This window comes from Klebsiella sp. CN_Kp104 (assembly GCF_040064515.1).
Classification (GTDB): Bacteria; Pseudomonadota; Gammaproteobacteria; order Enterobacterales; family Enterobacteriaceae; genus Klebsiella; species Klebsiella aerogenes.
Map to the genome: position 1 here is coordinate 142,783 of NZ_JBEAII010000007.1, position 24,849 is coordinate 167,631.

Here is a 24,849-nt window from a genome sequence, read left to right on the forward strand (position 1 = left end):
GGCCGCCCTCTGTGCGCTCCCTGCGCCACGGAAAACATATTGCAGAAAAATTAACCGGGAGCGCAATATCCTCTGGAGCGAAACGAGATAAACGCTTTTCTCAAGCTAAAAGGTTGCAAACCGATAACAGTATCTACTCAATCGAGCGGGGGCGACTCGTTACCGCCACCCGGCGAACTGTTCATCGTCGAGATAGGCCTCAACCAGCTTCTTCGCCAGCGAATATGAACCGACCAGCGGATGAGCCATCAACGCCTGCACCGCCAGCGATTTGTCCTGCTGCAGAATTGCCGCCACCGCCAATCGTTCATACTCCTTCACGCTGGCAATCATATTTTTCTGCGCCGTCGGCACTTTAACCGGCGTCACCGGCTTAAGACCCTCTTTGCTCAGATCGCAGCTGATTTCAATCACATCGTCGGGGCGTAAAAAATCGAGCGTGCCGTTATTTTGTAGCGACACCACGATGCGTTTGGTGGTGGTGCTGTTGACCGCCTCCAGAATATCCAGCGCCACCCCGGCGTAGCCGCCGGTATCCGGCTCTTCGATAAACTGCCGCAGCGTTAACGGCTCGCGGGTATGGAATTTTTCCTGCTGCGACTCGTTTTGCATATAGCTGTTTTCGCGGCGTAGGTAGTGCTTCATCCAGATGGTAAAGGCCGCCTGCGGCTCCGCTTTAACATCCACGCCGCTGAGCTCCTGACGCATATCGTGGTTGATACGGGCAATCTGCTCGCCGCGTGTCTCCGGCGCCTGTTGAATCGCCCGTAGCGCCACTTCGCGATAGTAGTAGTAATAGAGATACTCGTTAAGCAACTGGTTATCGCACAGTTTGACCAGCTCCGGCGAGAAGTACTGCATCGCCGTTTTGCGGTATAAATCCGGGTTAGCGACCAGCTGCGCGGTAACCTCTTCCCCGCGCACGGTGAAGTGCGTAAACCAGGAAAAGTGGTTTAAACCGTAGCATTCCACGCTCAGGTCGTGCGGGTCGCAGCCGAGGATCTCCGGCAGCTCGCGGATGAGTTCCGACGGCGCATCGCAAATCCCGTACACCCGGCGTTTGAAACCGGATTTGATAATCGCCTCGGTGACCAGCCCGGACGGATTGGTAAAGTTAAACAGGATCGCGTCTTTATCGGCATGTTCTTCGATCAGCCGACAGTAGCGTAGGATCGCCGGGATCGAGCGCATCGCCATGGCAAAACCGCCCGCGCCGGTGGTCTCCTGGCCCAGCGTGTTATGCTCCAGCGCGATTCGCTCGTCGCGGATGCGGCTCTCATCGCCGCCGACGCGCAGCGTGGTAATCACGTAATGGGTACCCTGCAGCGCGGCGACCGGATCGCTTGTGGTAGTAAAATGAATATCCGGTCGAATGGTATTAAATACATAGCGGGCGATTTCACCAAATAGCGATAAATTCTCCGCTGAGCTATCCTGAAATACCACTTCCGTTAAACCAATGCGGTGCGCGTTATAAGCCAGCGACTTTGCCAGAAATGCAGAGCGCACGCCGCCCCCGCCTAATACGGTTAATTTCATACATCACTCCCAATTAATTTTCTGCTAGCCAGCTATCAACCCGGGAACGGACTTGCCCGACTTTGACGCCATAAATAACCTGAACTTCATTACGATTGCGTACTACGCCATTTGCGCCAGTGCTTTTTAATATTTCATCATCAACTAATGTCATATTATGGACAACCACCCGCAGGCGCGTGAAACAGTTATCAACGGAGATAATATTGGCTTTACCGCCTAAGCCATTAATAATTTCATCCGTCATCGACTGCGGGCCGCTGACTTTTTTACGGTAGTCCGCCTTACTGTATAGCTTGACGTTATCGTCATCCTCGCGGCCCGGCGTTTTCAGATTTAACTTCACGACCAGCGTGCGGAATATCGCGTAATAAACGATAAATTGGCCAATACCGATCAGCACGTACCCCGGCCAGCGGGTTAACGACACCGGCAGCGGCAGGTTGTAGATCAGAAATTCAATCAGGCCGGAGGCGCCCCACGGCCGCACGGTGAAGATGTCGCAAATTGCCTGCGAAGCGGCGGTTAACGTCGCATGGATCACCCACAGCAGCGGCGAGACAAATAAGAATGTGAATTCAATGGGTTCGGTGATGCCGGTCAGCATCGAGGTGATAATCGCCGGCAGCAGAATCGCCTTTGCCATCGCTTTCTTCTCCGGCTTCGCGGTGTGATAAAACGCCAGCGATGCGCCCGCCAGGCCAAAGATGGTGGTCATCCCCTGTTGCGAGAAACGTAATGCATCGTTCATCACCGGCGTCAGATCGGGATGGCGCATATAGGCGAGGAAAATCGCCTGGGTGCCGGAGACGACCTGGCCATCGACATTCAGCGTGCCGCCGATTTGTGTGAGCTGGAAAGGCGACCACACGAAATGGTGTAAGCCGGTGGGAATAAGGAATTTTTCAAAGAAGCCGTAGACAAACACTCCCGCGACGCCGGCATTCTTCATAAACCCGGTCAGGGCGCTAATGCCGTGGGTCATAAAAGGCCAAATCCAGGTAAAAGCAATGGCATAGCAGATAATGACTGGCGTCATGGCGACCAGCGTCAGCTTCGCCCCGCCGTACATCGATAGCGCGCCGGGCAGCTCAATATTGGAGACTTTATTATGTACCCAGGCAATGGTGCAGCCAAGAATGATTCCGAGGAATACTCCCATATCGACGACCACAAAGCCTAATAGCTGCGTTTGCCCGGTACCGTAATATTCGCCGTTAATTTTTTCCGCCACCGCATGAGTATGTTCCAGCCATGAATGGTTGGCGCCGAGAAACATGATAAAACACATCACCGAGACAAGTGCGACCTCTGTTTTTTTATCTTTTGCCAGGCCGTAACTTATTCCCACGCAAAACAATAATCCGAGGTTACCGAATAATGGCCAGAAGGTATCGCCAAGCAGTTGCCCTAATTGATGAAGGAAACTGGTTTCAGCAATAAGAGTCGGGTTAGTTAAGACGGAACTGAGAGCCAGAATTAATCCAATGACCGGCAAGAACAATACTGCGCCGATCATGGCCCTGGAGAATTTTTGCATATTCTCCAGAATACGTTGACGTATTACAGACATGGTTGTTCCTTTTATTTTTGTAGGTACAGGGGATCATTATTTTTATCAACTTCCACTATTTTGGTTATAGCAACTCTGATATTTGAAAGGAACCTGTTGCGGGAAATAGGCACAGATAGCCGCTGATTGCGTACAGGTTTCAGGGAGGGGGATTAGCCCTCTTCCGCCGGGAAGAGGGCAAGAGGAAAATGGCTACGGCGTTACGGGAACCGACGCGGCGGGCGCGTTGCTAACCTCGCCGTTGCGCATCACCTGCGCCGCCTGCTGCTTATCCATATTGGTGGCGCTGAGCTGGCCGTTGACGCTCGGTTTCAGCGGCGCATTGGCCTGCACGCTACCGTTCGCGGTTAGCTGGAAGTTGCCGTCGCCGCTAATCGGCAGCGCAGGCCAGCCCCAGGCCTGCAGAATATTCAGCGGCACGCCGCGGCCGTTCAAGCTCAGATTGACCTGGCGTTGCGGCAATTGTGACACCGCGGCGGTCGCCTGCAGAATGCCGCGCTCGGTAAAGGCGCTCAGCTCGCTGATGTTGACCGTAGAAGCGTTCGCGTTCAGCTTCAGCGACGGACGGCGCACGTCGATGCGGTTGAAGGTCGCGGCGGCGGCATTGAGGGTGGCGCTGCCATTCCACACGCCCCACTGACCATCTTTCACCAGCTGTAATTCGCTGCCGTAACCGTCCAGCGCGGTGATCTGCCATGGGAAGGCTGGGTCGATATCGATAATCAGATTTCGGCTGGCGCTGAATTTCTTCAGCGTCAGGCTTTGCAGCCAGCCCGGCATCGGCTCCATCCACAGCTGTTTCCAGTTGGACGGTAGCGTATATTCCAGCCCGGCGAAGACGGCATCGTCGAGCACCAGCGCATTACCGGCGCGCAGCCAGTTGCCGGAGGTACGCACCATGCCGCCCTCCCAGCGGGAGCTGAACTGGCGTAGCGCAATGCCCTGCGGCGAGAATTCGGCATTGACGATGGGATCGAGGAAATTCAGCGAACCGTAGATAAACTCGCTGGCGTTCATCGATAGCGTCCCGTCGTCGCTCTGCCAGCCGTTATGGCTCAAGGTTAGATTGCGCAAGTTGAAGTCGAGGTCGGTCACCGCCCAGCCTGGCCCCTGCAAACGAGCATCGGTCACATCCAGCCGGCCAATCTGCAGCGACGGCACCGAGGTGAGCGGCGCAAGGAACTCATTCAGCGGTTTGGCGCTCTGCAGACGAATTTCATTCAGGCGCAGGTTATCAACCAGCCAGCTACCGTCGGCGCGGCGTTTGGCGTTACCGGTCAGCGTGCCGCGCGCGATATCGGCGCCAAGGGTGTTCAGGGTCACCTCGCCGTTATCCATTGCCCCCTGGATCAGGACGTTGCTGGCTTCGATGCCGTTAATATTCATCGAGCCCGCGCTCATCTGAATTTGCGCTTTTCTGCCCAGCACGTCGCCCGCTTCCGGCTGCCACGGCATCACGCCACCGGTCACCCGCTGCGCGCTCAGGTTCCACTCGCTGTCCGGGCTGTTAAAAGCCATATCGCGTAGCTGCAGGCGGTCGGCGGCAAACGGCATCGAGGCGGAAGCCGGAGAAAGATTCAGCGTGCCGTCGCTGAGGACGATTTCATCAGCGTGCAGCGGGTCGCTGAACTGGCGGGTGCTAAAACCGATATCCACCGTTTTGGCGACCAGCGTCGGCGGCTTGCCGTCGCGGCCAAAGGTGACATTTTGCAACTGCAGATGTAGTGGGGAAGAGAAGTCATGCGCCATCTTATCGAAGGCGATTTTCCAGCCGGTGCTTTCGCTTAACCAACTGCTCGCCTGGCGCGCCCCCCAGCGGGTTTGCAGCGCAAAGTAAGCGGCGACGATAACGACCAGCAGGGCGATCAGCAGCCAGAGAATCAGCTTTCCAAGAAATTTCATGATCTTCCATCCTGATAAGTACACATCACCGTGTTATGCACGATTTATGCGCAATCCTCAAGGCGGGAATAGTGAAATGAGATGAAGGGAGGTGAAGAGATGTTACAGCCGGCGCGCTCCCTGGTCGCCGTGGCGATACCGGGGAGCGCAACTTCAATGCGTTAGTTCTTCTCAGGCGGAAAGATTAAATTCAGAACAATCGCCGTGATACCGCCAGCGGCAATACCGGAAGAGAGCAGGTTTTTCAGCCAGTCCGGTGCGAACTGCAGGATCAGAGGCTGCTGCGATACGCCGAGACCCACCGCCAGAGAGAGGGCGATAATCAGGATAGCGCGGCGATTCAGCGGCTCGCGGGAGACGATGCGCACGCCGGATGCGGCAATGGTACCGAACATCACCAGCGTCGCGCCGCCAAGTACCGGTTCAGGAATATGCTGCACAAAGCCGCTTACCGCCGGGAACAGGCCGAGCACAATCAGCATCAGCGCCACCACAAAGCCCACATAGCGGCTGGCGACGCCGGTCAGTTGGATCACGCCGTTGTTCTGGCCGAAGCAGGAGTTCGGGAAGGTATTGAAAACGGCGGAAACAAATGAGTTCAGGCCGTTCGCCAGTACGCCGCCTTTCAGGCGTTTCATATACAGCGGGCCGGAGACCGGTTGTTCAGAAACGTCGGAGGTGGCGGTGATATCGCCAATCGTTTCCAGCGAGGTGATCATAAAGACCAGCATCAGCGGCAGCAGCAGGCTCCAGTCGATGCCCAGGCCGTAATAGAGCGGCGTAGGGATAGTGATCAGGCTGCTGTTGGTAGGCGCGGTGTTAGCCGGCAGCATATCGAGGAACCACGCCGCCAGATAACCGGCAGCCATCGCGATCACCAGCGAGGCGATGCGCAGGTACGGGTTGCGCTGGCGGTTGAGGATAATAATCAGCGCCAGCACGATGCCCGCCAGCAGCAAGTTTTTCGGCGCGCCGAAGGTGTGGTCGGCCATCGCCGCATAGCCGCCGCCGATAGAAGTCAGGCCAACCTGAATGAGCGACAGGCCGATAATCATCACCACCACGCCGGAGACCAGCGGCGTAATAATGCGGCGCGCCAGATGCAGAACCCGCGAGAGGACCATTTCGGTGCAGCTCGCCAGCATCAGGGTGCCGAACAGCGCGGCCATCATCGTCGGCACGTCGGCGCCGCCGGTTTTCAGCGCGGTGCCGCCCATAATCAACGGGGCGACGAAGTTGAAGCTGGTGCCCTGGATGGAGAGCAGGCCGGAGCCAACTGGTCCCCAGGCTTTAATCTGAATAATGGATGCCACGCCGGAGGCGAACAGCGACATGCTGATGATGTGTTGCGTATCTTCGGCCGGGAGGCCGAGCGCCTGACAGATAAGCAGCGCCGGGGTGATGACCGCAACAAACATCGCCAGCAGGTGCTGGAATGCGGCAAACAGCGTTTGCGGAAGCGGCGGACGGTCTTCGAGGCGATAGATTAATTCGCTGGCTGGTTTATGCGCAACCGGTTGCGCATTTTCTGACTCTGCGGTCGTAACGGACATCACAAACAATCCCAAGGTGGCAAAGCGGGAATTTTATCGGACTGTAGACCAAAAGCAAACGTTTGCCACGATTTGGCGCAAAAAATATCCTCACTGAATAGATGTAACAAATTAATTAACATTTTGTATGCTTGATCGCATCAACGCTAATACAAAATATCTTTTTCTGTCATTTTTTGCGCACTTCTGCTTAAAATCGCTCTTCGACTCCTCAAGATGAGAAGTAATCGACACCGGGAATACCGTCGCGTGTGAATGAATCATGCGCCCATAAGGAGCTCTTTTTTATGTTGCATCTCGATACCTTATCGACGCTCGTTGCCGCAACCATGGTGTTGCTTTTAGGGCGAAAGCTCGTTCAGAACGTCCCATTCCTCAAAAAATATACCATTCCTGAACCCGTCGCCGGCGGCCTGCTGGTGGCGCTGGCGCTGCTGGTTTTGAAAAAAAGCATGGATATCGAAATTGATTTCGATATGAGCCTGAAGGACCCGCTGATGCTGGCGTTCTTCGCCACTATCGGCCTTAACGCTAACCTTGCCAGTCTGCGGGCGGGCGGCAAAGTGCTTGGCACTTTCCTGATTGTGGTGGTGGGCCTGCTGCTGCTGCAGAACGCTCTCGGTATCGGCATGGCGAAGCTGCTGGGGCTGGATCCGCTGATGGGTCTGCTGGCCGGTTCTATCACGCTTTCCGGCGGTCACGGCACCGGGGCGGCGTGGAGTAAATTATTCGTTGAGCGGTACGGTTTTGCCAACGCTACCGAGGTCGCCATGGCTTGCGCAACCTTCGGCCTGGTGCTCGGCGGCCTGATCGGCGGGCCGGTGGCGCGTTATCTGGTGAAGCACTCTTCCTCGCCGGACGGTACACCGGACGACCAGCTGGCGCCGACGGCGTTTGAGAAGCCGGATATGGGCCGCATGATCACCTCGCTGGTGCTGATTGAAAGTATTGCGTTAATCGCTATCTGCCTGACCGTAGGGAAGGTGGTTGCGCAACTGCTGGCGGGTACCGTGTTTGAATTACCGACCTTCGTCTGCGTGCTGTTTATCGGCGTGATCCTCAGCAACGGCCTGGCGCTGGCTGGGCTGTATCGCGTGTTTGACCGCGCGGTATCGGTACTGGGCAACGTCAGCCTGTCGCTGTTCCTCGCGATGGCGCTGATGAGCCTCAAGCTGTGGGAACTGGCGTCGCTGGCGCTGCCGATGATTATTATTCTGGCGGTGCAGGCGGTGGCGATGGCGCTGTATGCGGTGTTTGTGACTTACCGAATGATGGGTAAGAACTATGATGCCGCCGTGCTGGCAGCCGGTCATTGCGGGTTCGGGCTTGGCGCGACGCCGACGGCGATTGCCAATATGCAGGCGATTACCGACCGTTTTGGCCCGTCGCATATGGCTTTCCTGGTGGTGCCGATGGTGGGGGCGTTCTTTATCGACATCGTCAACGCGCTGGTGATTAAGCTGTACCTGTTGTTGCCGATATTTGGCTGATAAAAAACCCGGAGGCGGTGCTGCGCACCTGTCCGGGCTACAAGATCGTGCTGTTTGGGGTTTTGTAGCCCGGCTAAGGCGTTTACGCCGCAAGCCGGGAATACCTCCACAATCTTACGCTTCGTCGTGCTCTTCCCACGCTAACGCGCGTTTCACCGCTTTCTTCCAGCCGCTGTAGCGGAAATTACGCTCGGTGGTTTCAATACCCGGGCGGAACTCACGTTCAATCACCGCTTTCTCCTGCAGCTCGTCGAGATTTTGCCAGAAGCCGACCGCCAGACCTGCCAGATAGGCGGCGCCCAGCGCCGTGACTTCACGCACTTCCGGGCGTTCCACGCGGGTGCCGAGAATATCGGACTGGAACTGCATCAGGAAGTTGTTGGCGACCGCGCCGCCGTCCACGCGCAGGGCGTGCAGACGAATACCGGAGTCGGCCTGCATCGCTTCCAGAACGTCACGCGTCTGATAGGCGATAGATTCCAGCGTGGCGCGGATAATATGGTTGGCGTTCACTCCGCGGGTCAGGCCGAAAATCGCGCCGCGCGCATACGGATCCCAGTATGGCGCGCCAAGACCGGTAAAGGCCGGCACCACATACACGCCGTTGGTGTCCTTCACCTTAGTGGCGAAGTATTCAGAATCGAAAGCATCGTTGATGAGTTTCATTTCATCACGCAGCCACTGAATCGACGCTCCGGCCATAAACACCGCGCCTTCCAGCGCGTAGTTCACTTCGCCGGTCGGGCCGCAGGCGATGGTGGTCAGCAGGCCGTGGGTTGAGGTCACCGCCTTTTCACCGGTGTTCATTAACATGAAGCAGCCGGTACCGTAGGTGTTTTTCGCCATCCCTTCTTTCACACACAGCTGGCCAAACAGCGCCGCCTGCTGGTCGCCGGCGATGCCGGAGATAGGAATACGGGTGCCGCCTTTACCGCCGATGTTGGTCTGGCCGTAAACTTCAGAAGACTTACGCACTTCCGGCAACATGGCGCGCGGGATATCCAGCGCGTCGAGCATTTTGTCGTCCCAGTCCAGTTCATGGATGTTGAACAACATGGTACGCGAGGCGTTGGTGTAGTCGGTGACGTGCACGCGCCCCTGGGTCATTTTCCAGATAAGCCAGGTATCAACGGTACCGAACAGCAGCTCGCCGCGCTTCGCGCGCTCGCGGGCGCCTTCGACATGGTCAAGGATCCACTTCACTTTGGTGCCGGAGAAGTACGGGTCCACCACCAGACCGGTGGCTTTACGGATGTACTCTTCCATGCCGTCGCGCTTGAGCTGCTCGCAGATATCCGCGGTGCGGCGACACTGCCAGACGATAGCGTTGTAAATAGGCTTACCGGTCTCACGTTCCCATACGATGGCGGTTTCACGCTGGTTGGTGATGCCGATGGCGGCAATTTCGTCGGAGTTGATGTCGGCTTTCGCCAACACTTCGACCAGCGTCGAGCTCTGCGATGCCCAGATTTCCATCGGGTCGTGTTCTACCCAGCCAGGCTTCGGATAAATTTGTTCAAATTCACGCTGTGAAACGCTGACGATATTGGCATCGTGATCCATCACGACGGCGCGGGAGCTGGTGGTGCCCTGGTCGAGCGCAACGATATATTTTTTCTCGGTCATAATAGGTGTCCCGTAGTCAGATTACAGCGAAGCTTTTTGTTGCGACGCGGAAGAAGCGGATTCTTTTTCTTCCTCGACGCAGGTGTCGCAAGGCAGATGGCGGCCAATGAATTTGCGGTAGCTGAATGCGCCCAGCGCCGCGCCGACCACCGGTGCGCACAGCGGCACCAGGAAATAAGGAATATCTTTGCCGCCGGTGAAGGCGACGTTACCCCAGCCTGCCAGCCAGGCGAAGGCTTTCGGTCCGATATCACGCGCCGGGTTCATCGCGAAGCCGGTCAGCGGACCCATAGAAGCACCGATAACGGCAATCAGCAGACCAATCAGCAGCGGCGCCAGCGGGCCGCGCGGCACGCCGTTGCCGTCGTCGGTCAGCGCTAAAATCACGCCCATCAGGATAGCGGTAATCACCATTTCTACCGCGAAGGCCTGCACAAAATTGATATGCGGGTTAGGGTAGGTCGAGAAGATACCGGCGAGCTCAAGGCTTTCCACGCTGCCGCGTACCATGTTGTGGGTGTGTTCGAAATCGAAGAAAAGATTGTAATAAAGCCCGTAAACTAATGCCGCAGCGCAAAAGGCGCCGGCGAATTGAGAAATAATAAAAGGAACAACTTTGCGCCCATCAAAGCAGGCGAATAACCATAAGGCGATGGTGACTGCCGGATTAAGGTGCGCGCCGGATACGCCCGCGGTCAGGTAGATAGCCATAGCCACCCCCAGACCCCAGATGATGCTGATTTCCCACTGACCGAAGCTGGCTCCTGCGACTTTGAGCGCAGCTACGCACCCAACGCCGAAAAAGATCAACAACCCGGTACCGAGAAACTCTGCGATGCACTGGCCTTTTAGTGTTGATGTCTGGCTCATAATCGGATCCTGAAGCGAAGTGATTATTGTAAGTATGTTGGTCGCGGACGACCACGGTGCCTTGTAGGCATAGTGTTAATTTATCGTTAACGAGCATAAACGAGAAATATCGAAATTTAAATTTGTGTCCCTCGTCAAGAAAATGAGCGTTTTCGCGCCATAAACGCGTGTTGCGGCACATTTACCCACCTTTTTCTGCGTATTTTGTTATCTCATTGATTAACAATCGCCAGAGAAGTTCGGGGCAATTGCCGCGAACGCACCAGGTAAAGACTGAAAAGTGTTGCAAACCGCAATCTGCGCGGGTTGTCGCTGGACAGGTGAGGCGGGGATTCATACAATCGACGACAACACCGCTATTGTGCGCTAATTCGTTAAGGCGGGACCGCGTATACGAAACACGAGTTTCTATCAACGCCTTGCAAGATCAGGAGAGGTATGACGATGTCATTAGAAGTGTTTGAGAAATTAGAATCTAAAGTTCAGCAGGCGATTGATACCATCACTCTGTTGCAGATGGAAATCGAAGAGCTGAAAGAAAAGAACACCACGCTGGCGCAGGAAGTGCAGAGCGCGCAGCACGGCCGCGAGGAGCTGGAGCGTGAAAATAGCCAGCTGAGAGAACAACAGCAAGGCTGGCAGGATCGTCTGCAGGCGCTGCTGGGCCGCATGGAAGAAGTCTAATCGCTTCCCGCCCCTTCCCGCCCGGGAAGGGGTTTTCTCTATCCCCCGCTTTATATCTCCAGGTTATAGCCAATCTTTTTTTATTCTTTAATCATTGATTCGCTTTCTGGCACGCTTAGTTCATCACAACACGACATAAAGAGAGCGGTGCGATGAATAAGTGGGGCGTAGGGTTAACTCTGTTGCTGGCATCCGCCAGCGTGCTGGCAAAAGATTATCAGCTGTTGAACGTCTCGTACGATCCGACGCGCGAGCTGTACGAACAGTACAATAAAGCGTTTAGCGCGCACTGGAAGCAGGAAACCGGCGATAACGTGGTGATCCGTCAGTCGCACGGCGGCTCCGGCAAACAGGCGACGTCGGTTATCAACGGGATTGAAGCGGATGTCGTCACCCTGGCGCTGGCCTACGACGTAGACGCCATTGCCGAACGCGGTCGTATCGATAAAAACTGGCTGAAACGCCTGCCGGATAACTCCGCACCGTATACCTCAACCATCGTGTTCCTCGTCCGTAAGGGCAACCCAAAACAGATCCATGACTGGAACGACCTGATTAAACCTGGCGTATCGGTCATCACCCCGAACCCGAAAAGCTCCGGCGGCGCCCGCTGGAACTATCTGGCGGCATGGGGCTATGCCCTGCATCAGAATCACGGCGATCAGGCTAAAGCGCAGGAGTTCGTGAAAGCGCTGTATAAAAACGTTGAAGTGCTGGATTCCGGCGCGCGCGGTTCCACCAACACCTTCGTAGAACGCGGGATCGGCGACGTGCTGATTGCCTGGGAGAACGAAGCGCTGCTGGCGACGAAAGAGCTGGGCAAGGACAAGTTTGAAATCGTGACGCCGAGCGAGTCCATTCTGGCCGAGCCGACGGTTTCCGTCGTCGATAAAGTGGTGGATAAGAAAGGCACTCGCCAGGTGGCGGAAGCGTACCTGAAGTATCTCTACTCGCCGGAAGGCCAGGAGATTGCGGCGAAGAACTTCTATCGTCCGCGCGATCCTGATGTGGCGAAGAAATATGCCAACGAGTTCCCGAAACTGAAGTTGTTTACCATCGATCAGGAGTTCGGCGGCTGGACGAAAGCGCAGAAGGAGCACTTCTCCAACGGCGGTACCTTCGACCAGATTAGCCAGCGTTAATCCTCTTGTCCCTGCTGGCGCTACGCTTAGCAGGGCTACAGTTCTGCGCCGTCCGGTAGCCCGGGTAAGGCGTCAGCCGCCACCCGGGAGTCCCTGCTTGCGCTACGCTTAGCAGGGCTACAGTTCTCCGACCTTTGGTTGCCCGGGTAAGGCGACAGCCGCTACCCGGGATAACTCCCCGCCAGCCATCTGTTTTTATTTAGTCATCAAATTACGTTACTCTTCCGGTTCAGGCTTAACAGGGAACGATAATGAGAAGAGTAAGATACCTTTTATGGGCGCTGCTGGTGGTTATTCTGGCGGCGCTGGCTGGCGGCTACTATTGGCTGCATTCCGGTAACCCGAACGCGTTACGTCATATTGTCCTGCAGCAGTGCGTACCCAATCAGCAGCAACATCAAAACCCGTCGCCGTGCGCGGAAGTGAACCTGAAAGGCGGCTACGTGTTGTTTAAAGATCGCAACGGCCCGCTGCAATATCTGCTGATGCCGACCTACCGTATTAACGGTACCGAAAGTCCGCTGCTGTTGGATCCGCTAACGCCGAATTTCTTCTGGCAGGCCTGGCAGGGGCGCGAAATTATGAGCCAGCGCCGCGGCGCGCCGATTGATGATAACGCGGTATCGCTGGCGATTAACTCGCGCAGCGGGCGCACGCAAAACCATTTCCATATTCATATCTCCTGCCTGCGTCCCGATGTCCGCGCGCAGTTAGATAATGATGCGGCGACAATTAGCAGCCGCTGGCTCCCTTTGCCGGGCGGTCTGCAGGGCCATGAATATCTGGCGCGTCGGGTAACGGAAGCCGAGCTGGCTCAGCGCAGCCCGTTCCTGATGCTGGCGGAAGAGGTACCGGAAGCGCGCGAACATATGGGGCGTTATGCGTTAGCGATGGCGCGGCAAAGCGACGGCTCGCTGGTGCTGTTGGCGACAGAGCGTAACCTGCTGACTCTCAACCGTGCTTCGGCGGAAGAAATTCAGGATCATAGCTGCGCAATTCTTAACGCAAACCACTAGTTCTGGCGTTTACCTGTCTTTCCTGTCGTCGTATTCTTGCTGAAAAAAACGACAGGAGACAGGCATGTCGCTCTGGCTAACCCACCCGCTGTTCCTCCCTTCGCTGATCGTCGGCATCACCATTGTGCTCTGGGCGACTTCGCTGTTACCGGAATTTATCACCGCGCTGCTGTTCTTCGCGGCGGCGATGATGACCAAAATCGCTCCGCCGGAGGTTATCTTCGGCGGTTTTGCTTCCTCTGCGTTCTGGCTGGTGTTCAGCGGCTTTGTGTTGGGGATCGCCATCCGTAAAACCGGACTGGCGGATAGAGCGGCGCAGGCGCTATCGGCGCGGCTCACCGACTCCTGGCCGCGGATGGTCGGCAGCGTCGTATTACTGAGTTATGCGTTGGCGTTCGTGATGCCATCAAATATGGGGCGCATCGCGCTGTTGATGCCGATCGTGGCGGCGATGGCCCGGCGCGCGGGGATAGCCGACGGCACGCGCGGCTGGTACGGCCTGGCGCTGGCGGTGGGCTTTGGCACCTTCCAGCTATCTGCGACCATTTTGCCTGCTAACGTGCCAAATCTGGTGATGAGCGGGGCGGCGGAAGGCTCTTACGGGATCCATTTGAATTACGTTCCCTATTTACTGCTGCATACGCCGGTGCTTGGCTGGTTGAAAGGGGCGGTGCTGGTGGCGCTGATCTGCTGGCTGTTTCCCGGCAAGCCGCATCCGCCGCGCGAGCTGGCGCCGCAGGCGCCAATGAGCCGCGATGAAAAGCGTCTGGCGTGGCTGCTGGCGGTGGTACTGACGTTATGGGTGACAGAGAGCTGGCACGGCGTCGGCCCGGCGTGGACCGGCCTGGCGGCAGCGGTGGTCACGCTGCTGCCGCGAGTAGGATTTATCAGCGGTGAGGAGTTCGCCAGCGGGGTGAATATGCGCACCTGCATTTATGTTGCCGGCATTTTGGGACTGGCGATTACCGTGACCCAAACCGGGATTGGCGGCGCGGTGGGTAACGCGCTGCTGCAGGTGATGCCGCTGGATAAAGATAATCCGTTCACCAGCTTCCTGGCGCTGACCGGAATTACCAGCGCGCTGAACTTTATTATGACCGCTAACGGCGTCCCGGCGCTGTATACGACTTTTGCGCAGAGCTTTGCCGACGCGACCGGCTTTCCGCTGCTGAGCGTGATTATGATTCAGGTGCTGGGTTATTCCACGCCGCTGCTGCCATACCAGGCGTCGCCGATTGTGGTGGCGATGGGATTAGGTAAAGTCCCGGCGAGAGCGGGGATGTTGCTATGTCTGGCGCTGGCGGCGGTGAGCTATTTGATTTTGCTGCCGCTGGATTACGCGTGGTATCAGCTATTGGGGAAATTGTAGCGATAATATAAAACCCGGCTCGCGCTGCGCTAAGCCGGTTTTTCATTTGGCGAATTTTTCAGCAACCCCGGCGGCGTTTCACCACCGGGAAAGCGAATTACGCTTTTTTCGCCGCTTCTGCAGCTTTAACGATCACCGCGAAAGCGTCTGCTTTCAGGGAGGCGCCGCCAACCAGCGCGCCGTCGATGTCCGGCTGGGTGAACAGCTCTGCGGCGTTGCCGGCGTTAACGGAACCGCCGTACTGGATGATGACCTGCTCAGCGATTTTAGCGTCAGCTTTAGCAATGTGGTCACGGATGAATTTGTGTACCGCCTGAGCCTGCGCTGGGGTAGCGGATTTACCGGTACCGATAGCCCATACTGGTTCATAAGCGATAACCACGCCTTCAAAAGCGGCTGCGCCCTGAGTTTTCAGCACCGCGTCGATCTGACGTGCGCACACTTCTTCAGTTTTGCCCGCTTCGTTTTCAGCTTCGGTTTCACCGATGCACAGAACCGGCGTCAGACCCTGCTCTTTCAGTACAGCGAATTTTTTCGCGATCAGTTCGTCGGATTCTTTGTGGTAGGTACGGCGTTCGGAGTGGCCGATGATGATGTACTGCGCGCCGATATCTTTCAGCATTTCGGCGGAGGTTTCACCGGTGAATGCGCCGGACAGGTTCACGTCAACGTTCTGCGCGCCCAGGTGGATGTGGCTGCCTTCTGCCGCACGCTTAGCCAGGTCGAGATACATTTCCGGCGGCGCGATTGCCACTGCACAGCCGCTTACGCCGGCCAGTTCAGTACGCAGGTTAGCAACCAGTTCGTTTACCATGTGGCGGCTGCCGTTCAGTTTCCAGTTACCCATCACTAAAGGATGTCGCATTTTAATTCTCCACGCTACTAAGCGAATTAAGGAATATAGCCGCCCCAGAGGGCAGCATGGTCTGTGAAACAGTATAGAGACTCGTCACTGGAAAGGCTTTGCTTTTTGTCATTTATTGTTGTCTTCCAGCGTTTCAGATAGCGCCAGCTTAATCGGTTCAATGGCGAAAGTTAGCCCCTTTTCCCCGTGATCTGCCACTACATAGCGCACCGCGCCTTCGGTTTCGGTGTAGTAGCGTTTGCCTTTGCCGGTGGTCAGCAGTTTTTGCAACTTTTGCTGGCTCTGCAGTGGACTTAGCGTCGGTACAAAGGCGCGAAGAATGGCGCTCATATACTCCTGCGCTTTCGCTTTCGCCGCTTTTTGCTCCGGCCCCTGAATCGGCAGCCAGGTTATCTGCATCGATTTAATCTTTAGCGTGCCGCGCTCCAGCGCGGTAGAGGCATACAGATTCTCGTTAATCTTGGTAGCGGCGCGGGTCAGGTTGGCTTTATCGCGGCTGGAGGCGATAGAACGAAACTCGTTAAGCGGCAGTTTCGGATTATCGGCATTAAATTTCTCGCGGAACTCGCTGATGCCGACATCAAAAATCGGCGCGCTGGGTAAAAGATAGGGGGCGGTGGCGGCGGATTCTGTTTCTGCGGACAACGCCATCGGGCCGACAGATAACGCTGTCAGCCCAATCAAACTTAAGATTGCCCACTTCTTCATGCCTGTCTTTCCTTTTTTTGCCTGCCGACGATTAAAACGGGAACCGTCACGCTTGTCAAAAAGTGACGCCTTCAGGGTAAACTACGCGAATGATGATGATAAGGAATAAAACATGACCCTACAGCAGTGGTTATTCTCAATTAAAGGCCGTATTGGCCGCCGGGATTTCTGGATTTGGATCGTTATCTGGGTGTTAACCATGAGCGCGCTGTTTACCCTCGCGGGCAGCAATTTGCTGAGTTTACAGACCGCGGCGTTTATTCTCGTCTGCCTGCTCTGGCCGACGGCGGCGGTGGTGGTGAAGCGTCTGCACGATCGCGGGAGATCCGGCCTCTGGGCGCTGCTGATGATTTTGGCGTGGATGCTGCTGGCGGGCAACTGGGCGATGTTGCCGCAGGTCTGGCAGTGGGGCGTTGGGCGCTTTGTACCGACGTTGATTATCGTCATGATGTTGATCGACCTGGGCGCGTTCGTCGGCACCCAGGGCGAGAATAAGTTTGGCAAAGAGACGCAGGATGTCCGCTGGAAAGCGGACGCCTGATTACCAGTAGTGCTCTGCTGTCATATGGCCCGGTCGGCGACGCAGATGTTTGGTCATCTGCCGGGTCTCTTTCAGCAACTGCTGGGTATCACGCACCATCTGCGGGTTACCGCACAGCATCACGTGGCTGGTATCGGCGGTCATCGGCAGACCGACCGCCTCTTCCAGCGCACCGGTTTCAATCAGAAACGGCACCCGGCCGGTCAGAGAACCTTCCGCTGTCTCGCGGCTGACCACGGTCTGGATACGCAATTTGCCGGCGTAGCGCTGCTCCAGCTCGCGCATTTGCGGTAAATAGCTGAGGTCGGCTGCGTAGCGCGCCGCATGCACCAGCACCAGGTTTTTGAAGCGATCCAGGTCTTTCCCTTCTTCCAGAATCGACAAATAGGGGCCGATCGCCGTACCGGTGGCGAGCATCCACAGCGTGTCGCAGTCCGGCACCTCTTCCAGCACGAAGAAACCGGCGGCTTCGCTGACTATCTGAACGTCGTCCCCGGGTTTCAGCGCGGCCAGTCGCGGGCTGAGTTTACCCTCCGGAACGGTGACCAGGTAGAACTCAAGATCGGGATTGCTGGGGGCGTTGACGTAGGAGTAGGCGCGCTGCACGCGCTCGCCGTCAACATCCAGGCCCAGTTTAGCAAACTGCCCTGCGGTGAACGGCTCAACGGGCGCGTGAATGGTGAGGCTAAACAGTGCATCGGTCCAGTTTTGCACTTTTACAACTTTACCTGTAACCCAGTTTGCCATTGCGTCTCTCCTTTCAATCTCGTCAGTCTATCTTCACCGCGACGGGAGAAGATTTCCAGCCCGAAAAGGCTGGAAAGCTCGATTGATCAAATGTTTTACAGGATGTGTTGCTGGACGTCCGGGTCTTTTCGGTCGAGGTAATGAATAGACTGAATACGGCGGATAGTCCGCGATTTACCGCGGATCAGCAGCGTTTCAGTGGTCGCCATATTGCCCTTGCGGGTAATGCCGTCCAGCAGATCGCCTTTGGTAATCCCGGTGGCGGAGAAGATGACGTTATCGCTGCGCGCCATTTCATCAAGACGCAGCACTTTACCCGCTTCGATACCCATAGTTTTGCAGCGCGCCAGTTCGTTTTCACCGATACGGCGGTTCTCTTCGCTGTCGCCCTTCACGTGGTGGCGAGCCAGCAGGCGGCCCTGCATATCGCCGTCCAGCGCGCGGATCACCGCCGCCGAAACCACGCCTTCCGGCGCGCCGCCGATGCCGTACAGCACGTCGACTTCGCTATCCGGCATACAGGTGAGAATGGAGGCCGCCACGTCGCCATCGGGGATTGCGAACACGCGTACACCCAGCCGCTGTAGTTGCGCAATGACCGCGTCGTGGCGGGGTTTTGCCAGCACGGTGACGGTCAGTTCGCCGAGCGGTTTGTTCAACGCGCGGGCGATGTTGCGCAAATTCTCTTCCAGCGGCAGATTGAGATCGATAGCGCCTTTAGCGCTGGGGCCGACAATCAGCTTTTCCATATACATATCCGGCGCGTTGAGGAAGCAGCCTTTATCGCCGACCGCCATCACTGCCAGCGCGTTGGCCTGGCCCATGGCCGTCATGCGGGTGCCTTCAATTGGGTCGACGGCGATATCCACCGCGTCGCCTTTGCCGGTACCCACTTTTTCGCCGATATAGAGCATCGGCGCTTCATCGATTTCGCCCTCGCCGATGACGATGGTGCCGTCGATATTGACGAGGTTAAGCATAATGCGCATGGCGTTAACCGCTGCGCCGTCGGCGGTATTTTTATCGCCGCGGCCCAGCCATTTATAGCCCGCCAGCGCGGCGGCTTCGGTGACACGCGAAAATTCGATGGCCAGTTCTCGTTTCATAATCCACTCGTTGTGTAGAAAAGTTGCCCGTAGCGCGGCAAGAAGGACGCGCTACGCGTTGGAATAGCGTTCGGTTTCCGGCATCCAGCGCTCAATCAGCGCCTGTGCTTGCAGCGGATAGCGTTCGTGAATATGGCGAGCGATACGCTGAACATCGGGGATCATGGCCTGATCGCGCAGCAAGTCCGCTACTTTAAATTCGGCGTTGCCGGTCTGGCGGGTGCCGAGAAGCTCGCCGGGGCCGCGGATTTCCAGGTCTTTCTGGGCGATGACGAAACCGTCGTTGCTGTCGCGCAGCACCTGCAGGCGCTTCTGCGCCGTTTTGGAAAGCGGCGATTTATAGAGTAGCACGCAGTGGGAGGCGACGGCGCCGCGCCCAACGCGCCCGCGTAGCTGGTGCAGCTGCGCCAGACCAAGACGCTCCGGGTTTTCAATAATCATCAGGCTCGAGTTAGGGACGTCAACGCCGACTTCAATCACGGTGGTGGCGACCAGCAGGTGCATCTCGCCCTGCTTGAAGGCCTGCATCACGGCCTGTTTCTCCGCTGGTTTCATCCGCCCGTGGACGAGGCCGATATTCAGTTCCGGCAGCGCCAGTTTGAGCTCTTCCCAGGTGGCTTCCGCCGCCTGGGCTTCCAGCAGATCGGACTCTTCAATCAACGTACAGACCCAATAGGCCTGGCGACCTTCCTGGGTGCAAGCGTTACGCACGCGGTCGATAATGTCGCTGCGGCGCGTGTCCGGGATAGCGACGGTCGTTACCGGGGTACGGCCCGGCGGCAGCTCATCGATAACCGAGGTATCGAGATCGGCATAAGCGGTCATCGCCAGGGTGCGCGGAATCGGCGTAGCGGTCATGATCAGCTGATGCGGGTGGAAGCCCTGCTGCTGGCCCTTTTCCCACAGCGCCAGGCGTTGATGAACGCCAAAGCGGTGCTGTTCGTCGATAATCACCAGCGCCAGGCCGTTAAACTGCACCTGCTCCTGAAAAATGGCGTGGGTGCCGACAATCATCTGCACTTCACCGTTGGCGATGGCTTCCTGCTGCGCCTGGCGCGCTTTGCCTTTCTGTTTGCCAGCCAGCCAGCCGACTTCAATGCCCAGCGGCGCGAACCAGCTGCGGAAATTATTGGCGTGCTGCTCGGCGAGCAGTTCGGTCGGCGCCATCAGCGCCACCTGCTTACCATGGGCGATAGCGCGCAAGGCGGCCAGCGCGGCAACCAGCGTTTTACCGGATCCGACGTCGCCCTGGACCAGGCGCATCATCGGCACGTCCAGCGCCATATCGCGCTCGATCTCCGCGGTGACGCGCGCCTGCGCACCCGTTGGTTTAAAGGGCAGGGAAGCCAGAAGCTGGGTTTTCAGCGTGTCGTTGGCGCTGAGCGGCAGCGCATGGTAGCGCTGGGCGCCGGCGCGAAGCGCCAGCATGCTGAGATTATGCGCCAGCAACTCTTCCAGGATAAGACGCTGCTGTGCCGGATGTTTACCGCTCTCCAGCTCGCTGAGCTGTAGCGACGGCGGCGGGCGGTGCAGCGTACGCAGCGCCTCCGGCAGGCTCATCATCCCCTGCGCCAACTCCGGCGGCAGCAGTTCGCTAATCGCGCAGGTTTCCAGCAGCTCAAGCGCCTGATCGGTGAGTTTGCGCAGCGTCGCCTGCTTAATGCCTTCAGTGGTTGGGTAGACCGGAGTGAGGGTTTCCTGCAGCTCCGGGGTACTCATATCACCCTGTACGCGATATTCCGGGTGGATCATCTCGGCGCCAAACTTGCCGCGTTTAGCTTCGCCGTAGGCCAGCACGCGACGACCGGTCGCCAGGCTGTTTTTCATCGCCGCGTTGAAGTTGAAAAAACGCATGGTCAGGATGCCGGAGCCGTCGCTGATCTGACAGGTCATCATCCGGCGGCCGCCGAAGGTGATATTGCTGTTGAGCACTTCACCCTCTACGGTTGCGTAGACGCCCGGCAGCAGTTCGCCGATTTGATACAGGTGGGTTCGGTCTTCATAGCGTAGCGGCAGGTGAAGTAGCAGGTCCTGAACCGTATGCAGACCGATTTTCGCTAGTTTGCTGCTCTGTGCGGCGCCAACGCCGGTCAGCGAGTTGAGCGGGACGGCATCTAACAGGCGGCCTGACATTGGATTTACCTCGCCGCCTGCATCGTTGCCCACCACGAGGCATCGGCTTCGACTTCACCCTGCTCGTTGACGTGGGGATAAGGCAGCCCTTTTTGTTTGGCGACGCGCGCCAGCACCGGGTAACCGCCTTCAAATAGCAGCCGCTGCTGCTCTTCAGGCGGCAGCATGCTATTAGCGCGTTGGTACATTCCAGCGTTCTGCCGCTGACGCTGCGCTTCGTAAAGGATCAGCGCGGAGGCGACGGAGACGTTCAGCGACTGCACCATACCGACCATAGGGATAATGATGTCCTGGTCTGCCAGCGCCAGCGCTTCCTGGGTGATGCCGGTTTTCTCCTGGCCCATCAGGATACAGGTCGGGCGCGTATAGTCGATTTCGCGAAAATCGATGGCTTTGTCGGAAAGGTGCGTCGCGAGGATTTGCATGCCCCGGCCTTTTAAGTGGCTGACGGCATCGCCGATAGTGCGGTGTGTTTTCACCTGCACCCAACTATTGCTGCCGGCGGCGGCAGAGGCCATGGTGCGCATACGGCTGCCAGGCCAGATGGCGTGTACTTCGTGTACGCCGATGGCGTCTGCGGTGCGGATGACCGCAGAGACGTTATGGGGTTTATGGACCTGCTCCATGCAGACCGTCAGATCAGGCTGACGCCTGGCGAGCATCTCGCAGATACGCGCATAACGCTGTGAATTCATTCTACTTAATCCTTCGAACTGCCTCGGCGTTAGCTGCACTCACTCACCCCAGTCACGTACTTCAGTACCTTCCTGGGGATTCGATTTTTGTAAAAGCTAATTTCGGTTACGAGTGACTTTAATCACGTCCGGCATGACGCGAATTTTGCGCATGATATTCGCCAGATGCACACGATCGCGCGCGGTCAGGCGGATAAAGGCGCTGTAAACGCGGCCATCTTTTTCTTCCGTATTCAGGCTCTGAATATTGGAAGACGCGGTGTTGATTGCGGCCGTCAGGTTAGCCAGCGCGCCCTGGTGGTTGAACATATCCACCTTAATTTCGGCGATAAATTCCTGCGCAGTTTCTTTATCCCATTCGACCGCCATAAACTTCTCAGGCTCTTTCTGGTAGCCGCGGATGTTACGACAGGATTCATGGTGGATAACCAACCCTTTGCCTGGGCTGACGTGGGCGATGATCGGATCCCCCGGAATCGGACGACAGCACTTGGCGAAAGTAATCAGCACGCCATCGGCGCCCTTGATCGGCAGATGGCCGTGATTCGACGCGTTGGCCGGCACCGGTGCGGCAGAGGCTTCGCCCTGCTGCAGGTTTTTCGCCACCACCACGCTCATCGCGTTACCGAGACCGATTTCCGCCAGCAGATCGTCAAGCGTGGCCAGCTTCATGCGGTCAAGTTCGCGCTGGATGTTCTCTGGCGGGATCTCTGCCAGCTTGCGGCTGCCGCCTAACGCGTGGTTAAGCAGCCGGCGGCCAAGGCTGACCGAATCGTCGCGCTTAAGGTTCTTCAGCAGTTGGCGGATCTTGGCGCGCGCTTTTGAGCTGACGACAAAGTTCAGCCATGCGGCATTCGGGCGTGCGCCCGGCGCGGTAATGATTTCGACAGTCTGGCCGCTGGAGAGTGGTTGCGACAGCGGATAGGGCTGACGGTCGACGCGCGCGCCGACGCAGGCATGGCCGATATCGGTATGCACCGCATAGGCGAAGTCCACCGGCGTGGCGCCGGCAGGCAGTTCGACAATGCGCCCTTCCGGGGTGAAAACGTAAATCTCATCCGGGAACAGATCGGATTTAACGCTCTCGATAAATTCAAACGAGCTACCGGCGCTCTGCTGCAGTTCCAGCAGGCTTTGCATCCAGCGCTGAGCGCGGATTTGCGCGGTCGTGCTGCTTTCGCCCCCGTGCTCTTTATAAGCCCAGTGCGCCGCAACCCCCATCTCCGCCATCTGGTCCATATCTTCGGTACGGATTTGTACCTCGACCGGGACGCCGTGGGGGCCAATCATCGAGGTGTGCAAAGATTGATAGCCGTTCGCTTTTGGAATGGCGATGTAATCTTTGAAACGACCGGGACGCGGCTTGTAGAGGCTGTGCATTTGGCCCAGCACGCGATAGCAGATATCGGGATCGTGAACAATAACGCGGAAGGCGTAAATATCCATGATCGAGTGAAAACGCTGCTCTTTAAGCACCATTTTGCAGTAAATGGAGTACAGATGCTTTTCGCGACCGCTGACGCGGCAGGGAATTCCCGCTTCCTGTAAACGCCCTTCGATTTCAGAGAGGATCTTTTGAATCATCTCTTTACGATTACCGCGCGCTGCTTTAACCACTTCTTTGATGACGCGGTAGCGGTTAGGGTACAGCGCTTCAAAGCCCAGCTCTTCGAGCTCGGTTTTGATGTGATGGATACCTAGACGGTGCGCCAGAGGGCTATAAATTTCCAGCGTTTCGCGGGCGATGCGGCGGCGTTTATCCGGGCGTAGCGAGCCCAGGGTGCGCATATTGTGGGTGCGGTCGGCAAGCTTGATGAGGATGACGCGGATATCCTGCACCATCGCCATGATCATTTTGCGGAAGTTTTCGGCCTGAGCCTCTTTCTTATCGCGGAACTTGAGCTTATCAAGTTTCGACACCCCCTCTACCAGTTCGGCGACGCTTTTACCAAAAAGCTGTTCCATGTCCTGGTAGGTGGCAGGGGTATCTTCAATCACATCATGCAGCAGCGCGGCCATCAGCGTTTCGTAGTCGAGTTTCATCTCGGCCAGAATACAGGCCACCGCTACCGGGTGCGTGATATAGGGTTCACCGCTTGAACGTGTCTGACCCTCGTGAGCGTCACGTGCAACGAGATACGCCTGCCGAAGGCGCTTGATTTGCTCTTCCGGCAGGTAGTTTTGAATCAGCTGATTCAGGCTTTCAAACAGATACAAGGGCGACCCGCTGTGTGATTAACGACGACCTTCAGCAATCGCGGTAACGGCTTGTAATTCAGCGGCTTCCTGCTCTTGCTGTTCCTGGCGCTCACGTACGTCAAGGATCTGGTTGTTGATCAGACCTTCTTCGATTTCGCGCAGTGCGATAACGGTGGTTTTATCGTTTTCTTCCGGTACCAGCGGATCCTTTCCGCCTACCTGCATCTGACGAGCGCGACGCGCGGCGACCAGTACCAGGTCAAAACGGTTACCAATTTTCTCTACAGCGTCCTGAACAGTTACGCGTGCCATACTTAAAATGCTCCACAGGTGAAGAAATGACTGGGCATGATACTGAATGTGGGTTCAGTCTGCCAATAGTTTGGTGATTAAAGCGCCATGTCGCTGCTTTTGGCGGCTCATGCGCAGACGTTCAGCGCGGATAATGTTTTTCAGATCGCCTAAAGCGGTATCAAAATCATCATTCACAATAAGGTAATCATATTCCGCGTAATGGCTCATTTCTGCAACTGCCTGCGCCATACGTTTTGCGATGACTTCCTCGCTGTCCTGACCGCGGCCGCGCAGGCGGCGGTCAAGCTCGTCTTTTGACGGCGGCAGAATAAAGATACTGCGCGCGCCGGGCATTTTATTACGAATTTGCTGGGCGCCCTGCCAGTCGATATCGAGGAAAACATCGACGCCGGTCGCCAGAACCTGCTCGATAGCTTCACGAGAGGTGCCGTAATAGTTGCCAAAAACCTCAGCGTGCTCAAGGAAAGCGTCTTCGCTAATCATCGACCTGAATTTATCGTGATCGACAAAGAAATAGTGTTCACCGTGAACTTCACCCGGGCGCGGATTGCGCGTGGTATGCGACACAGAAACCTGGGAGTCGTACAACGGTTGGGTTTTCAATAAAGCCTGAATCAGGCTGGATTTACCCGCGCCGCTAGGGGCGGAAACAATATAAAGCGTGCCTTGAGCCATGAGTGTCTTTTGTATGTGATTGTCGAAAGAGATCCTACATACGAGCCTATTATACACGCCGCCGCTGCGTGACGCAGTCATTGTCACACTTTTTGCCGCTG

General features: G+C 56.8%; 21 protein-coding genes. 6 read left to right on the forward strand and 15 right to left on the reverse strand.

Features of this window, described 5'->3' with window-relative positions; genetic code table 11:
• Positions 1-159 precede the first annotated feature (159 nt).
• From ABLU80_RS10620 to ABLU80_RS10635, 4 genes are all read right to left on the reverse strand, one after another.
• Positions 160-1,539, reverse strand: a complete 1,380-nt coding sequence (locus tag ABLU80_RS10620) for a glycoside hydrolase (protein WP_348849962.1) — start codon at positions 1,537-1,539, stop codon at positions 160-162.
• A gap of 13 nt (positions 1,540-1,552) precedes the next feature.
• Positions 1,553-3,112 carry a PTS transporter subunit EIIC gene (locus ABLU80_RS10625; RefSeq protein WP_015703821.1) on the reverse strand — a complete coding sequence of 520 codons (1,560 nt, stop codon included), beginning with the start codon at positions 3,110-3,112 and terminating at the stop codon, positions 1,553-1,555.
• Positions 3,113-3,304: 192 nt separating this feature from the next.
• Positions 3,305-5,014, reverse strand: a complete 1,710-nt coding sequence (locus tag ABLU80_RS10630) for an AsmA family protein (protein WP_348849963.1) — start codon at positions 5,012-5,014, stop codon at positions 3,305-3,307.
• 161 nt (positions 5,015-5,175) lie between these two features.
• The gene (locus ABLU80_RS10635) at positions 5,176-6,567 is read right to left on the reverse strand and encodes a uracil-xanthine permease family protein (protein ID WP_015369129.1); all 1,392 of its coding nucleotides are present in this window, start codon (positions 6,565-6,567) and stop codon (positions 5,176-5,178) included.
• Between the two features lie 287 nt (positions 6,568-6,854).
• On the opposite strand from ABLU80_RS10635, the gene gltS reads away from it, so the two are divergent.
• Positions 6,855-8,057, forward strand: coding sequence for a sodium/glutamate symporter (gene gltS, locus ABLU80_RS10640; protein WP_015703819.1), 1,203 nt, complete (start codon positions 6,855-6,857; stop codon positions 8,055-8,057).
• A gap of 114 nt (positions 8,058-8,171) precedes the next feature.
• On the opposite strand, the gene glpK is transcribed toward gltS, so the two are convergent.
• Together glpK and ABLU80_RS10650 are read right to left on the reverse strand one after the other, a co-directional pair.
• Positions 8,172-9,683: a glycerol kinase GlpK gene (gene glpK, locus ABLU80_RS10645; RefSeq protein ID WP_015369131.1), complete on the reverse strand. Its 1,512-nt coding sequence runs from the start codon at positions 9,681-9,683 to the stop codon at positions 8,172-8,174.
• 21 nt (positions 9,684-9,704) lie between these two features.
• A complete protein-coding gene (locus ABLU80_RS10650; protein WP_015369132.1) occupies positions 9,705-10,553 on the reverse strand; it encodes an MIP/aquaporin family protein in 849 nt (282 codons plus the stop codon).
• Positions 10,554-10,991: 438 nt separating this feature from the next.
• Between ABLU80_RS10650 and zapB the strand changes: the two genes are divergently transcribed.
• From zapB to ABLU80_RS10670, 4 genes are all read left to right on the forward strand, one after another.
• Positions 10,992-11,237, forward strand: a complete 246-nt coding sequence (zapB, locus tag ABLU80_RS10655) for a septal ring assembly protein ZapB (protein ID WP_020077673.1) — start codon at positions 10,992-10,994, stop codon at positions 11,235-11,237.
• A gap of 152 nt (positions 11,238-11,389) precedes the next feature.
• Positions 11,390-12,379: a sulfate ABC transporter substrate-binding protein gene (locus tag ABLU80_RS10660; protein WP_015369134.1), complete on the forward strand. Its 990-nt coding sequence runs from the start codon at positions 11,390-11,392 to the stop codon at positions 12,377-12,379.
• 251 nt (positions 12,380-12,630) lie between these two features.
• Positions 12,631-13,395, forward strand: coding sequence for a CDP-diacylglycerol diphosphatase (locus tag ABLU80_RS10665; protein ID WP_015369135.1), 765 nt, complete (start codon positions 12,631-12,633; stop codon positions 13,393-13,395).
• A gap of 64 nt (positions 13,396-13,459) precedes the next feature.
• Entirely contained in the window at positions 13,460-14,764 is a 1,305-nt protein-coding gene (locus tag ABLU80_RS10670) for an SLC13 family permease (protein ID WP_032709408.1), read from the forward strand.
• A 97-nt stretch (positions 14,765-14,861) separates the two neighbouring features.
• Here ABLU80_RS10670 and tpiA read toward each other — a convergent pair whose 3' ends face one another.
• Entirely contained in the window at positions 14,862-15,629 is a 768-nt protein-coding gene (tpiA, locus tag ABLU80_RS10675) for a triose-phosphate isomerase (protein WP_002922909.1), read from the reverse strand.
• A 108-nt stretch (positions 15,630-15,737) separates the two neighbouring features.
• The gene (locus ABLU80_RS10680) at positions 15,738-16,337 is read right to left on the reverse strand and encodes a DUF1454 family protein (protein ID WP_348849964.1); all 600 of its coding nucleotides are present in this window, start codon (positions 16,335-16,337) and stop codon (positions 15,738-15,740) included.
• A gap of 112 nt (positions 16,338-16,449) precedes the next feature.
• On the opposite strand from ABLU80_RS10680, the gene ABLU80_RS10685 reads away from it, so the two are divergent.
• Positions 16,450-16,878, forward strand: a complete 429-nt coding sequence (locus ABLU80_RS10685; RefSeq protein WP_015369138.1) for a DUF805 domain-containing protein — start codon at positions 16,450-16,452, stop codon at positions 16,876-16,878.
• On the opposite strand, the gene fpr is transcribed toward ABLU80_RS10685, so the two are convergent.
• The 7 genes from fpr to gmk form a co-directional block, all read right to left on the reverse strand.
• A complete protein-coding gene (gene fpr, locus ABLU80_RS10690) occupies positions 16,879-17,625 on the reverse strand; it encodes a ferredoxin--NADP(+) reductase (protein WP_032709404.1) in 747 nt (248 codons plus the stop codon).
• A 95-nt stretch (positions 17,626-17,720) separates the two neighbouring features.
• Positions 17,721-18,731 (reverse strand): class II fructose-bisphosphatase, encoded by a 1,011-nt coding sequence (gene glpX, locus ABLU80_RS10695; RefSeq protein WP_348849965.1) that lies wholly within the window; start codon positions 18,729-18,731, stop codon positions 17,721-17,723.
• A 51-nt stretch (positions 18,732-18,782) separates the two neighbouring features.
• On the reverse strand, positions 18,783-20,864 hold the full coding sequence (gene recG / locus ABLU80_RS10700) for an ATP-dependent DNA helicase RecG (RefSeq protein WP_015703814.1): 2,082 nt from the start codon (positions 20,862-20,864) through the stop codon (positions 18,783-18,785).
• Between the two features lie 5 nt (positions 20,865-20,869).
• Positions 20,870-21,559, reverse strand: a complete 690-nt coding sequence (gene trmH / locus ABLU80_RS10705; protein ID WP_015369142.1) for a tRNA (guanosine(18)-2'-O)-methyltransferase TrmH — start codon at positions 21,557-21,559, stop codon at positions 20,870-20,872.
• A 96-nt stretch (positions 21,560-21,655) separates the two neighbouring features.
• The gene (gene spoT / locus ABLU80_RS10710) at positions 21,656-23,776 is read right to left on the reverse strand and encodes a bifunctional GTP diphosphokinase/guanosine-3',5'-bis pyrophosphate 3'-pyrophosphohydrolase (protein WP_015369143.1); all 2,121 of its coding nucleotides are present in this window, start codon (positions 23,774-23,776) and stop codon (positions 21,656-21,658) included.
• Between the two features lie 18 nt (positions 23,777-23,794).
• The gene (gene rpoZ / locus ABLU80_RS10715) at positions 23,795-24,070 is read right to left on the reverse strand and encodes a DNA-directed RNA polymerase subunit omega (RefSeq protein ID WP_000135058.1); all 276 of its coding nucleotides are present in this window, start codon (positions 24,068-24,070) and stop codon (positions 23,795-23,797) included.
• Between the two features lie 54 nt (positions 24,071-24,124).
• On the reverse strand, positions 24,125-24,748 hold the full coding sequence (gmk, locus tag ABLU80_RS10720; protein WP_015369144.1) for a guanylate kinase: 624 nt from the start codon (positions 24,746-24,748) through the stop codon (positions 24,125-24,127).
• Positions 24,749-24,849 lie beyond the last annotated feature (101 nt).

Coding starts and splice junctions, on each gene's coding strand:
- ABLU80_RS10685 (WP_015369138.1), top strand. CDS start 16,450: ATGACCCTACAGCAGTGGTTATTCTCAATTAAAGGCCGTATTGGCCGC.
- zapB (WP_020077673.1), top strand. CDS start 10,992: ATGACGATGTCATTAGAAGTGTTTGAGAAATTAGAATCTAAAGTTCAG.
- ABLU80_RS10630 (WP_348849963.1), bottom strand. CDS start 5,014: ATGAAATTTCTTGGAAAGCTGATTCTCTGGCTGCTGATCGCCCTGCTG.
- rpoZ (WP_000135058.1), bottom strand. CDS start 24,070: ATGGCACGCGTAACTGTTCAGGACGCTGTAGAGAAAATTGGTAACCGT.
- ABLU80_RS10670 (WP_032709408.1), top strand. CDS start 13,460: ATGTCGCTCTGGCTAACCCACCCGCTGTTCCTCCCTTCGCTGATCGTC.
- ABLU80_RS10650 (WP_015369132.1), bottom strand. CDS start 10,553: ATGAGCCAGACATCAACACTAAAAGGCCAGTGCATCGCAGAGTTTCTC.
- ABLU80_RS10660 (WP_015369134.1), top strand. CDS start 11,390: ATGAATAAGTGGGGCGTAGGGTTAACTCTGTTGCTGGCATCCGCCAGC.
- ABLU80_RS10620 (WP_348849962.1), bottom strand. CDS start 1,539: ATGAAATTAACCGTATTAGGCGGGGGCGGCGTGCGCTCTGCATTTCTG.
- ABLU80_RS10625 (WP_015703821.1), bottom strand. CDS start 3,112: ATGTCTGTAATACGTCAACGTATTCTGGAGAATATGCAAAAATTCTCC.
- tpiA (WP_002922909.1), bottom strand. CDS start 15,629: ATGCGACATCCTTTAGTGATGGGTAACTGGAAACTGAACGGCAGCCGC.
- recG (WP_015703814.1), bottom strand. CDS start 20,864: ATGTCAGGCCGCCTGTTAGATGCCGTCCCGCTCAACTCGCTGACCGGC.
- glpX (WP_348849965.1), bottom strand. CDS start 18,731: ATGAAACGAGAACTGGCCATCGAATTTTCGCGTGTCACCGAAGCCGCC.
- gltS (WP_015703819.1), top strand. CDS start 6,855: ATGTTGCATCTCGATACCTTATCGACGCTCGTTGCCGCAACCATGGTG.
- fpr (WP_032709404.1), bottom strand. CDS start 17,625: ATGGCAAACTGGGTTACAGGTAAAGTTGTAAAAGTGCAAAACTGGACC.
- ABLU80_RS10680 (WP_348849964.1), bottom strand. CDS start 16,337: ATGAAGAAGTGGGCAATCTTAAGTTTGATTGGGCTGACAGCGTTATCT.
- glpK (WP_015369131.1), bottom strand. CDS start 9,683: ATGACCGAGAAAAAATATATCGTTGCGCTCGACCAGGGCACCACCAGC.
- trmH (WP_015369142.1), bottom strand. CDS start 21,559: ATGAATTCACAGCGTTATGCGCGTATCTGCGAGATGCTCGCCAGGCGT.
- gmk (WP_015369144.1), bottom strand. CDS start 24,748: ATGGCTCAAGGCACGCTTTATATTGTTTCCGCCCCTAGCGGCGCGGGT.
- ABLU80_RS10665 (WP_015369135.1), top strand. CDS start 12,631: ATGAGAAGAGTAAGATACCTTTTATGGGCGCTGCTGGTGGTTATTCTG.
- ABLU80_RS10635 (WP_015369129.1), bottom strand. CDS start 6,567: ATGTCCGTTACGACCGCAGAGTCAGAAAATGCGCAACCGGTTGCGCAT.